The sequence below is a fragment of the Burkholderia sp. HAN2018 genome (assembly GCF_024704855.1).
GTDB classification, from domain to species: Bacteria; Pseudomonadota; Gammaproteobacteria; order Burkholderiales; family Burkholderiaceae; genus Burkholderia; species Burkholderia cepacia.
The window spans coordinates 1-11158 of the sequence record NZ_QOBB01000222.1 but is presented as its reverse complement, the minus strand read 5'-3'; the positions used below and the strand labels follow the sequence as shown (position 1 = coordinate 11158).

The 11158-nt window shown below is 68.5% G+C and carries 9 protein-coding genes; 7 read left to right on the top strand and 2 right to left on the bottom strand.

The genetic code is table 11. The features are described from left to right. On the bottom strand, positions 1 to 767 hold a 767-nt coding region (locus DPV74_RS33750; RefSeq protein ID WP_162923209.1), incomplete at its 3' end, for an AraC family transcriptional regulator. Positions 768 to 904: 137 nt separating this feature from the next. Between DPV74_RS33750 and DPV74_RS33745 the strand changes: the two genes are divergently transcribed. The 6 genes from DPV74_RS33745 to DPV74_RS33720 all read left to right on the top strand — a co-directional run bounded on the left by DPV74_RS33745 (position 905) and on the right by DPV74_RS33720 (position 8524). Continuing rightward, positions 905 to 2038: an acyl-CoA dehydrogenase family protein gene (locus tag DPV74_RS33745; RefSeq protein WP_119338763.1), complete on the top strand. Its 1134-nt coding sequence runs from the start codon at positions 905 to 907 to the stop codon at positions 2036 to 2038. A gap of 299 nt (positions 2039 to 2337) precedes the next feature. Beyond that, positions 2338 to 4044 (top strand): AMP-binding protein, encoded by a 1707-nt coding sequence (locus tag DPV74_RS33740; RefSeq protein ID WP_119338762.1) that lies wholly within the window; start codon positions 2338 to 2340, stop codon positions 4042 to 4044. Between the two features lie 108 nt (positions 4045 to 4152). Continuing rightward, positions 4153 to 5682 (top strand): CoA-acylating methylmalonate-semialdehyde dehydrogenase, encoded by a 1530-nt coding sequence (locus DPV74_RS33735; protein WP_119338761.1) that lies wholly within the window; start codon positions 4153 to 4155, stop codon positions 5680 to 5682. Between the two features lie 15 nt (positions 5683 to 5697). After that, positions 5698 to 6600: a 3-hydroxyisobutyrate dehydrogenase gene (gene mmsB, locus DPV74_RS33730; protein WP_027789614.1), complete on the top strand. Its 903-nt coding sequence runs from the start codon at positions 5698 to 5700 to the stop codon at positions 6598 to 6600. After that, positions 6597 to 7388 (top strand): enoyl-CoA hydratase, encoded by a 792-nt coding sequence (locus DPV74_RS33725; protein ID WP_119338760.1) that lies wholly within the window; start codon positions 6597 to 6599, stop codon positions 7386 to 7388. Before mmsB ends, DPV74_RS33725 begins: the two co-directional genes overlap by 4 nt. Then, on the top strand, positions 7385 to 8524 hold the full coding sequence (locus DPV74_RS33720; protein ID WP_119338759.1) for an enoyl-CoA hydratase/isomerase family protein: 1140 nt from the start codon (positions 7385 to 7387) through the stop codon (positions 8522 to 8524). The genes DPV74_RS33725 and DPV74_RS33720 overlap by 4 nt, the downstream gene beginning before the upstream one ends. Positions 8525 to 8579: 55 nt before the next feature. Here the strand turns inward: DPV74_RS33720 and DPV74_RS33715 are convergent, their stop codons facing one another. Next, positions 8580 to 9485 (bottom strand): LysR family transcriptional regulator, encoded by a 906-nt coding sequence (locus DPV74_RS33715; protein ID WP_027789611.1) that lies wholly within the window; start codon positions 9483 to 9485, stop codon positions 8580 to 8582. Positions 9486 to 9663: 178 nt separating this feature from the next. Between DPV74_RS33715 and DPV74_RS33710 the strand changes: the two genes are divergently transcribed. Beyond that, positions 9664 to 11158, top strand: a 1495-nt coding sequence (locus tag DPV74_RS33710; protein WP_119338758.1) for an MFS transporter, incomplete at its 3' end; no start/stop codon positions are given.

Here is an 11158-nt window from a genome sequence, read left to right as displayed (position 1 = left end):
CCGCCCGCGCCCGGCCACGCGGCGGGCGGCATCCCGCGCAGCACCGCGCGCACGCGCTGCGCGAGCGCGTTCGGGTTGCGGTACTTGACGATGAAGCTCGCCGGCGCGTTGCGCAGGAACGTCTTCAGCGACTTCGCGTTCTGCACGACCGGCAGCGTCGCGAATTCGGGATCGAAATCGACATACGAATCGGGTTCGTTGAAACGCATGTCGTCGCAGAACATCGACGGATATTCATGGTCGGCGGGCGGTGTGTCGCAGCGGAAGCTCGCATGCAGCAGCGGGATGCGCCGCCCGATCAGCCAGCAGGTCAGCCCGTAGACGATGATGAAATAGGTCGCGTACGTGAACATCGCCGGCGTCGCACCGTTGTTGCGGTGCACGAAGCGCAACCGCACGCGCTGCGGGTTCGCGTCGAGTTCGGCGTGCAGGTCGTCGAGCACACAGTGCATGAAATTCACCGCGCGCGCCATCGCGTGCAGGCCGTCGCGCGCGGTCAGCGCCGCCTGGCTCATCGCGATGAAACTGCCGCTGCGCATCGGGTGGCGATCCTGCCCGAAAAACTCGTCGTCGAGCGTGCGCGCGATCGCGTTCCACAGCGCGCCGTATTGTTGCGCGGACACGCGTGCGCGCGGCTGCCCGAGCAGCGCCGGGGCGATGCCGGCCTGCGCGAGCAGCGGTTCGGCCGCGACGCCGCGCCGGGCCGCGAGCGCGACGCTGTAAGCGACGAGGCTGATCGCGACGGTTCCCTTGTCTTCCTGCTTCATCCGTGCCGCCGGTGTGGCAAAAACGCTCAGTGTAAATGAGCGGCGCGAGCATCGAACAGTCGCGCGTGCTTGCCTACACTTGTTGCATCGAAACGCAAGGACGGTCGCGCCCGGCGGCCGCGGGAGACAGCAGCACCATGGACGAGCTTTACACCGAAGACCAGCGAATGATCCGCGACGCCGCACGCGCCTTTGCCACCGAGATGCTGGCGCCGAACGCGGCGCAGTGGGACCACGATGCGCACCTGCCCGACACCATCGTCGCGCAGCTCGGCGAACTCGGCCTGCTCGGGATGATCGTGCCGCAGGAGCTGGGCGGCTCGTATACGGACTACGTGGCCTACGCGCTGGCGATGGAGGAAGTCGCCGCCGGCGACGCCGCGTGTGCGACGATGATGAGCGTGCACAACTCGGTCGGCTGCGGGCCGATCCTCGGTTTCGGCACGCCCGCGCAGAAGGATCGCTGGCTGGCCGACATGGCGGCGGGCCGCGTGATCGGCGCATTCTGCCTGACCGAGCCGCAGGCCGGCTCCGAGGCGAACAACCTGCGCACGCGCGCGGAACTGCGCGACGGCAAATGGGTGCTGAACGGCGCGAAGCAGTTCGTGACCAACGGCCAGCGCGCCGGGGTGGCGATCGTTTTTGCCATGACGGACCCGGAAGCCGGCAAGCGCGGCATTTCCGCGTTCCTGGTGCCGACCGACACGCCGGGTTTCATCGTCGGCAAGCCCGAGAAGAAGATGGGCATCCGTGCATCGGATACGTGCCCGATCACATTCGAGAACTGCGCGATTCCGGAAGAAAACCTGCTCGGCAATCGCGGCGAAGGGTTGAAGATCGCTTTGTCGAATCTCGAGGGCGGCCGCATCGGCATCGCCGCGCAGGCACTCGGCATCGCGCGTGCCGCGTTCGACAAGGCGCGTCGTTATGCGGGCGAGCGCGTGCAGTTCGGCAAGCCGATCGCCGAGCATCAGGCGATCCAGCAGAAGCTCGCCGACATGGCCGTGCAGATCAACGCCGCGCGCCTGCTCGTGCATCACGCGGCGAAGTTGCGCACGGCCGGCTTGCCGTGCCTGTCGGAAGCGTCGCAGGCGAAGCTGTTCGCGTCGGAGATGGCCGAGCGCGTGTGTTCGGACGCGATCCAGATCCACGGCGGCTACGGCTACCTGGTCGATTACGAAGTCGAGCGCCACTATCGTGACGCGCGCATCACGCAGATTTACGAAGGCACCAGCGAAGTGCAGCGGATGGTGATCGCGCGGCAGCTTTGAGCCGCGACATTCCGCGTCGAAAGGAAGCATCGCGCAGGGCACGAGGGCAGTGCGGTGAACGCGGCACGCAACGACGTGACCGTGCACCGCGACAGAGGAGACCGGGCATGCGCTGCAGCCATGTTGCCGGTTTACCGCGAGGCATGGGACGAGGGTAAGTGTTGAAGCGCCAACTCTCGTCGACCGCGCAAGGCATGGGACGAGAGCAAGCGCCAAAGCGCCAACTCTCGTCGACCGCACGAGGCATGGGACGAGAGTAAGCGCTAAAGCGCTAACTCTCGTCGACAGGAGACAAAACGATGACGGTACAGGCATTCCTGAACGCACGCGATTTTCTGCTGCGCCATCGCACCGACTACGAAACCGCGTACCGCGATTTCGAATGGCCGGTGCTCGACGCGTTCAACTGGGCGCTCGACTACTTCGACCCGATGGCGCGCGGCAACGACCAGCCCGCACTGTGGATCGTCGACGCGGCCACCGGCACGGGCGATCCGTATTCGTTCGCGCAGATGTCCGAGCGTTCGTCGCGGATCGCGAACTGGCTGCGCTCGATCGGCGTCGTCCGCGGCGACCGCATCCTGCTGATGCTGCCGAACCGTGTCGAACTGTGGGACGCGATGCTCGCCGCGATGAAGCTGGGCGCAATCGTCCTGCCCGCCACCACGCAACTGTCGCCCGACGACGTGCGCGACCGCGTGCAGATCGGCGGCGCGAAATACGCGATCGTCGACGAGAACGAAACCGCGAAATTCGACCAGCCCGACCTCGGCCTCGCGCAGAAGATCGTCGCCGGCGCGCCGCGCGCGGGCTGGCTCGCGATGAACGACGGTTATGCGGCGAGCGCCGAATTCGAGCCGGACGCCGTCACGCACGCGAACGATCCGATGCTGCTGTACTTCACGTCGGGCACGACGTCGAAGCCGAAACTCGTCGAGCATACGCACCGCACCTATCCGGTCGGGCACCTGTCGACGATGTACTGGATCGGCCTGCAACCGGGCGACATCCACTGGAACATCAGCTCGCCGGGCTGGGCGAAGCACGCGTGGAGCTGCTTCTTCGCGCCGTGGAACGCGCAGGCCTGCGTGTTCGCATTCAACTACGCGCGCTTCGAGCCGAAGGTGGTGCTCGATGCACTCGTCAAATACCAGGTGACGACGCTGTGCGCGCCGCCGACCGTGTGGCGCATGCTCGTGCAGCAGCCGCTTGCGTCGTTCGACGTGAAGCTGCGCGAGATCGTCGGCGCGGGCGAGCCGCTGAATCCCGAGATCATCGAGCGCGTGAAGAAGGCGTGGGGCATCGCCATTCGCGACGGTTACGGCCAGACCGAGACGACCTGCCTGATCGGCAACTCGCCGGGCCAGCCGGTGGTCGCGGGCTCGATGGGCCGGCCGCTGCCCGGCTACCGCATTACGCTGCTCGACCCGGACGGCGCGCCCGTGACCGAAGGCGAGGTCGCGCTGCCGATCGGCGCCGACGTCGCGCGCCCGGTGGGCCTGATGAAAGGCTATGCGAACAACCCCGATGCAACCGCCTACGCGATGCGCGACGGCCACTACCGCACGTCGGACATCGCGATGCGCGGCGACGACGGTTACTACGTCTACATCGGCCGCGCGGACGACGTGTTCAAGTCGTCCGACTACCGGCTGAGCCCGTTCGAGCTGGAAAGCGTGCTGATCGAGCATCCGGCGATCGCCGAGGCGGCCGTCGTGCCGAGCCCCGACCCCGTGCGGCTGTCGGTGCCGAAGACCTTCATCACGCTGCGGCAGGGCTACGAGGAAAGCCCCGCGCTCGCGCTGGAGATCTTCCGTTTCTCGCGCGAGAAGCTCGCGCCGTACAAGCGCATCCGCCGCCTGCAGTTCGCCGATCTGCCGAAGACGATCTCGGGGAAGATCCGCCGCGTCGAGCTGCGCCGCCGCGAGATCGAGCGCGGCGACGACGCGAGCGCGCGCATGCCCGGCGAATACTGGGAAGAAGATTTTGCTGCCGAACTGAAATGACGTGACCGCGGGCCGCGCGCCGCCTGTCGCGGCCGCCGCCCGCAGCCGAATTGAACCGGCCGCGCGGCGATATCGCGCTTCGCGGCCCTCTGCAAGGAGAAGGGATCGATGAACGCGAATCCGACGCCCCAAACGGGGCAAGACGTGCCGACGGTCAAGCTGCTGATCGACGGCGCTTTCGTCGAGTCCGCCACGAAAGAGTGGCGCGACATCGTCAACCCGGCGACGCAGCAGGTGCTCGCGCGCGTGCCGTTCGCGACCGTCGCGGAAGTCGACGCGGCCGTGCAGGCCGCGCACGCCGCGTATGCGACGTGGAAGAACACGCCGATCGCCGCGCGCATGCGCATCATGCTGAAGTTCCAGGATCTGGTGCGCACGAACCAGCAGCGCATCGCGAAGACGCTGACGGCCGAGCAGGGCAAGACGATTCCCGATGCCGAAGGCGACATCTTCCGCGGCCTCGAAGTGGTCGAGCACGCGTGCTCGATCGGTTCGCTGCAGCTCGGCGAATTCGCGGAGAACGTCGCGGGCGGCGTCGATACCTACACGCTGCGCCAGCCGCTCGGCGTGTGCGCGGGCATCACGCCGTTCAACTTCCCCGCGATGATTCCGCTGTGGATGTTCCCGATGGCGATCGTCTGCGGCAACACGTTCGTGCTGAAGCCGTCCGAGCAGGATCCGATGTCGACGATGGAGCTCGTCGAGCTCGCCATCGAGGCCGGCGTACCGAAAGGGGTGCTGAACGTCGTGCACGGCGGCAAGGAAGTCGTCGACGCGATCTGCACGCATCCGCTCGTGAAGGCGATCTCGTTCGTCGGCTCGACCACCGTCGGCACGCACGTGTACAACCTCGGCAGCGCGCACGGCAAGCGCGTGCAGTCGATGATGGGTGCGAAGAACCATGCGGTCGTGCTGCCCGATGCGAACCGCGAGCAGACGATCAATGCGCTCGTCGGCGCCGGTTTCGGCGCGGCGGGGCAGCGCTGCATGGCGACGTCGGTCGCGGTGCTGGTTGGCGAAGCGCGCGACTGGCTGCCCGATCTCGTCGCGAAGGCGAAGCTGTTGAAGGTGAATGCGGGCGCGGAAGCCGGCACCGACGTCGGCCCGGTCGTGTCGAAGGCCGCGAAGGCGCGCATCTTGTCGCTGATCGAAGCGGGCGTGAACGAAGGCGCGAAGCTCGAACTCGACGGCCGCAACGTGAAGGTGCCCGGTTACGAGCAGGGCAACTTCATCGGCCCGACGATCTTCTCGGGCGTAAAGACCGACATGTCGATCTACACGCACGAAATCTTCGGCCCGGTGCTCGTCGTGCTCGAAGCCGACTCGCTCGACGACGCGATCGCGCTCGTCAACGCGAACCCGTTCGGCAACGGCGTGGGCCTGTTCACGCAGAGCGGCGCGGCGGCACGCAAGTTCCAGAGCGAGATCGACATCGGCCAGGTCGGCATCAACATCCCGATCCCGGTGCCTGTGCCGTTCTTCAGCTTCACCGGTTCACGCGGCTCGAAGCTCGGCGATCTCGGCCCGTACGGCAAGCAGGTCGTGCAGTTCTACACGCAGACCAAGACGGTCACCGCGCGCTGGTTCGACGACGACACGACGGCCGGCCCGGTGAATACGACGATCCGGCTGCATTGAGCCGTGGAGGACAACATGAAAATCGGATTTATCGGCCTCGGCCACATGGGCGCGCCGATGGCGCTGAACCTGCTGAAAGCCGGCCACGAAGTGCACGCGTTCGACCTGAGCGCCGACGCCTTGCGCGCACTGCAGGATGCCGGCGCACAGGTGGCCGCGTCGCCGCGCGATGCCGCATCGGGCGCGACGTTCGTCATCACGATGCTGCCGGCCGCGCCGCACGTGCGCTCGGTGCTGTCCGGCGAGAACGGCGTGCTCGCCGGCCTCGGCGCGGGTGCGACCGTGATCGATTCGAGCACGATCGACCCGGCGAGCGCACAGGCGTTCGGCGCGCTCGTGCGCGAGCACGGCGGCGCGTTCGTCGATGCGCCCGTGTCGGGCGGCACCGGCGGCGCGGCGGCCGGCACGCTGACCTTCATGGTCGGCGGCAGCGACGCGGATTTCGAGCGCGTGAAGCCCGTCCTCGCGGGCATGGGCAAGAACATCGTTCACTGCGGCGCGACGGGCATGGGGCAGGTCGCGAAGGTCTGCAACAACCTCGTGCTCGGCATCTCGATGGCGGCGGTGTCGGAGGCGATGTCGCTCGGCGTCGCGCTCGGCATCGACCCGAAGGTGCTGGCCGGCATCGTCAACACGTCGACAGGCCGCTGCTGGAGCTCGGACACCTACAACCCGTATCCGGGCGTGATCGAGACCGCGCCGTCGTCGCGCGGTTACTCGGGCGGCTTCGGCACCGACCTGATGCTGAAGGATCTCGGCCTCGCGAACGACGCCGCGAAGCAGGCGCGCCAGCCCGTCTATCTCGGCGCGCTCGCGCAGCAGCTGTACCAGACGATGAGCAGCCGTGGCGACGGCCAGCTCGATTTCTCGGCGGTGATCCGCCTGTACCAACCGGCCAGCAAGAAGGACGCGTCATGATCGAACTGGACTACGTCGACGACGGCGCGATCGCGTGCGCGAGGCTCAAGCGTCCGCCCGCGAACGCCTTTACCGCCGACGGCCTGCGGCAACTGCAGGACACCGTCGCCGAACTGAATGCGAACCCGCGCGTGCGCGCGCTGGTGATCACGGGCGACGGCCCGAAATTCTTCAGCGCGGGTGCCGACCTCAACACCTTCGCCGAAGGCGACCGCGCGGTCGCGCGCGCGATGGCGTCGCGTTTCGGCGCGGCGTTCGAGGCGCTGCACGACGCGCGTGTCGTGACGATTGCGGCGATCAACGGCTACGCGATGGGCGGCGGGCTCGAGTGCGCGCTCGCGTGCGACCTGCGGATCGCCGAAACTCATGCGCAGATGGCGCTGCCCGAGCCGTCGGTCGGCCTGCTGCCGTGCGGGCTCGGCACGCAGACGCTGCCCTGGCTCGTCGGAGAAGGCTGGGCGAAGAAGATCATCCTGACCGGCGCGCGTGTCGACGCGGCCACCGCGCTGCGCATCGGCCTCGTCGAGGACGTCGTGGAGTCGGGCGGCTCGCGCGATGCGGCGCTGGCGCTGGCGCGCAACGTCGCGCGGCAGAGCCCGCATGCGGTCGCGTACAGCAAGGAGCTGATCGGCCTCGCGCGCCGCGGCGTGCCGCGCGGCGCGGCGCTCGCGGTCGAACGCGAGCGCTTCGTCGACCTGTTCGATACCAGCGATCCGCGCGAAGGCGTGGCCGCGTTCCTCGGCAAGCGCGCGCCGCAGTGGCACACCGACGGGGAGGGGCAACGATGAGCACGCCGGTCACGAATCACGACGCGTTCGCGGAGCATGCCCCCGAGGTGCTGTTCCGCGTGGTGAACCGCGTGGCGCTGATCACGCTGAACCGGCCGGCCGCGCTCAACGCGCTGTCGTCCGCGATGATCGGCGAGCTGGCCGCGCTGCTCGAACGCTGCCGCCACGACGACCAGATCGTCGCGGTCGTGCTGCGCGGGGCGGGCGAGAAGGGTTTCTGCGCGGGCGGCGACGTGCGCGCGCTATACAGGATGGTCGCGCAGCGCGAAACCTGGCTGCCGTTCTTCGTCGACGAGTATCGGCTCGACTACGCGATCCATACGTTCCCGAAGCCGGTGGTCGCGCTGATGGACGGCGTGACGATGGGCGGCGGGATGGGCCTTGCGCAGGGCGCCGCGTTGCGCGTCGCGACCGAGCGCAGCAAGATCGCGATGCCGGAAACGCGCATCGGCCTCGTGCCCGATGTCGGCGCGACGCATTTCCTGTCGCGCATGCCGGCGGAACTCGAGCTGTACGTCGGGCTGACCGGCGCGATGCTGTCCGGTGCCGACGCGCTGACCGCGAAGCTCGCGGATCTGTGCGTGCCGTCCGCGTGGCTCGACACGTTCGAGACGCGCATCGAAAGCGTCAAGTGGGAAGGCGATGCGTTGCCGCTGCTGCGCAAGGTGTTCGAGCCGCCGTGCAACGTGGTGCCGCATGCGGCGCTCGACGGGCAGATGCCGTGGATCGTGCGTCACTTCGACAAGCGCTCGACCGTCGAGCGGATCGTCGCGACGCTGACGCAGGATCTCGCGCGCGAGGAACTGTCGCGCGAGCACCGTCAATGGCTGCAGGCGACGCTCGATGCGCTCACGGGCCATTCGCCGACGATGCTGTACGTGACGCGCGAGGCGCTGCTGCGCGGCCGCCAGATGACGCTGGCCGAATCGTTCCGGATGGAGCTCGGCATCGTCGCGCGCGCGATCGAGGAAGGCGACTTCTGCGAAGGCGTACGCGCGCATCTCGTCGACAAGGATCGCAAGCCGCGCTGGGCGCCCGCGTCGCTCGTCGAGCTGCGCGCCGAACGCGTGCGGCATTTCCTCACGTCGCCGTGGAAGCTGTTCGCGCATCCGCTCGCCGATCTCGGCGCGGCGTGAGCGCGTAGCCGGCGCGCCGTGCGGGCACAGGCTGCCGCGCGGCGCGCGTGTCATTTCACCGCTCGATCATCGGCGGAATCGCCTGCGCGAACGCGTCGATCACGCAGCGCGTCTTGCGCGGCAGGTAGCGCGTCTTCGGCCAGATCGCGTGGATGTCGCCTTCGCAGACGAAGCAGCGGTCGAGCACGACCGTCATCTCGCCGCGCTTCACGTAGTGATCGAGCAGCCAGCTCGGCAGCCAGGCGATCCCGAACCCCGATGCGCCGGCCGCCGCGATCGCCTGCACGTCGTCGAAACTGAGCTGGTGCGGCATGTCGATACGTACCGTCGAGCCGTCCGGCGCGCGCAAGTCCCACGGTTGAACCACGCCCGAGCGTGAATACGCGATCGTCCGGTGGTGCTTCAGGTCGTCGAGCGTCTTCGGCATCCCGTGGCGGGCGAGATACGACGGCGCCGCGCCGAGGCTCCCGTATTGCGTGCCGAGCCGCCGCACCGCGAGGCTCGTGCTGTCCGCGAGCGTGCCGATCCGCACCGCGAGGTCGATGCCTTCCTCGACGAGATCGACGAAACGGTCGGTGATCGACACGTCGATCCGCAGATCCGGGTAGGTGCGTGCGAGATCGAGCACGACGGGCGTCACGCAGTGGTGCCCGAACGCGAGCGGCACGCTCAGGCGCAGCTTGCCGCGCGGCTCGTTGCGGCCGCAGTCGAGGTCGGCCTCCGCCGCTTCCAGTTCCGCCAGCGCGCGCACGCAGCGGTCGTAGTACGCCTGGCCGTCGTCGGTCAGGCTCTGGCTGCGCGTCGTGCGCTGCAGCAGCCGCGCACCGAGCCGCTTCTCGAGCCGCGCGACCGCCTTGCCGACGGCCGAACGCGTCATGTCGAGCCGCTCCGCCGCGAGCGCGAAGCTGCCCGATTCCACTACCTGGACGAAGGTCGTCACGCCGTCGAGTCTGTCGGTCATCGGAGGGAGAGGTGATTGAGTCCTGTGGTTCCCCAGTCTGGAGAAATGCCTGCGTCAATGGGGATCAGAATTCTCACTATAGTACCGATTCCGGTTCAGCGTGCGTTGCCGGCCGCGCGCGACCCATCCTTCTCATCTGGAGGCGCGCGGCCCGTTGCCGGGCCGCCGCGCAATACGCATGACGCTATCCGACTCCCGCAGGAATGCGGTCGCGCTCGCGGCCGTCTGTCTCACGTCGCTGATGTTCGGCCTCGAAATCTCGAGCGTGCCGGTGATCCTGCCGACGCTCGAACACGTGCTGCATGGCGATTTCAACGGCATGCAGTGGATCATGAACGCATACACGATCGCGTGTACGACCGTGCTGATGGCGGCCGGCACGCTCGCCGACCGGTTCGGCCGCAAGCGCGTGTACGTGATCGGCACCGTGCTGTTCGGCGCGACGTCGCTGCTGTGCGGGCTCGCGCCGAACGTGCCGGTGCTCGTCGCGGGCCGGCTGCTGCAGGGCGCCAGCGGCGGCGCGATGCTGATCTGCCAGATTGCGGTGCTGTCGCACCAGTTCCGCGAGGGCCGCGAGCGCGGCCGCGCGTTCGGGATCTGGGGGATCGTGTTCGGCATCGGGCTCGGTTTCGGGCCGATCGTCGGCGGCGCGATCGTCGCGCTGGCGAGCTGGCCGTGGGTGTTCCTCGTTCATGCGCCGCTCGCGGCCGTCGCGCTCGCGCTGATCGGCGGCGCGGTGCAGGAGTCGCGCGATCCGCACGCGGGCAGCCTCGACGTGGCGGGCATCGTCACGCTGTCGCTCGCGGTGCTGGGCCTGGCCTTCTACATCACGCAAAGCGCGGAACTCGGGCTGACGAGCGCCGCCGGCCTCGGCGTGCTCGGCGCGACCGTGCTGGCGGTGGCCGGCTTCTTCCTCGCGGAACGCGCGAGCGCGCGGCCGATGTTCGACTTCTCGGTGTTCCGGATCCGCGCGTTCACCGGCGCGATCTTCGGCTCGATGGGGATGAACTTCAGCTTCTGGCCGTTCATGATCTACCTGCCGATCTGGTTCCAGGTCGCGCTCGGCTACGACAGCGTGACGGCCGGCCTCGCGTTGCTCGCGTACACGCTGCCGACGCTGGTCGCGCCGCCGTTCGGCGAGCGGCTCGCGCTGCGCTACGGGCCGGGCGTCGTGATCCCGGGCGGCTTGTTCACGATCGCCGCCGGTTTTGCGCTGATGCGGATCGGCAGCGCGGCCGACCACGCGAGCTGGGTGACGATGCTGCCCGGCTGCGTGATCGCCGGCATCGGGCTCGGGCTCACGAACACGCCGGTGACCAACACGACGACGGGTGCGGTGCCGAGCGCGCGGGCCGGGATGGCGTCGGGCATCGACATGAGCGCGCGGATGATCTCGCTCGCACTGAATATCGCGGCCATGGGCTTCGTGCTGGTCGCGGGGATCGTCGCGAGCCTGAAGGGCGGTGTCGCGGGCACGATCGGCGACGGGGCGCTGCGCCGGCTCGCGCAGGAGATTGCTTCCGGGCGAACCGACGGGCTGCACGCGATCGCACCGGCGCTTGCACAGGCCGACCCGACCGGCGCGGCGTTGCATGCGGCGCTCGTGCACGGGTTCGGCTGGGTGATGGTGTACGGCGCGGCCGGCGTGGCCGTGCTCGCGACGGCGAGCGCGG

Excerpts from the sequence above, each read along its gene's own strand:
- DPV74_RS33715 (WP_027789611.1), bottom strand. The coding sequence starts at position 9,485 with ATGACCGACAGACTCGACGGCGTGACGACCTTCGTCCAGGTAGTGGAA.
- DPV74_RS33725 (WP_119338760.1), top strand. The coding sequence starts at position 6,597 with ATGATCGAACTGGACTACGTCGACGACGGCGCGATCGCGTGCGCGAGG.
- mmsB (WP_027789614.1), top strand. The coding sequence starts at position 5,698 with ATGAAAATCGGATTTATCGGCCTCGGCCACATGGGCGCGCCGATGGCG.
- DPV74_RS33740 (WP_119338762.1), top strand. The coding sequence starts at position 2,338 with ATGACGGTACAGGCATTCCTGAACGCACGCGATTTTCTGCTGCGCCAT.
- DPV74_RS33720 (WP_119338759.1), top strand. The coding sequence starts at position 7,385 with ATGAGCACGCCGGTCACGAATCACGACGCGTTCGCGGAGCATGCCCCC.
- DPV74_RS33745 (WP_119338763.1), top strand. The coding sequence starts at position 905 with ATGGACGAGCTTTACACCGAAGACCAGCGAATGATCCGCGACGCCGCA.
- DPV74_RS33735 (WP_119338761.1), top strand. The coding sequence starts at position 4,153 with ATGAACGCGAATCCGACGCCCCAAACGGGGCAAGACGTGCCGACGGTC.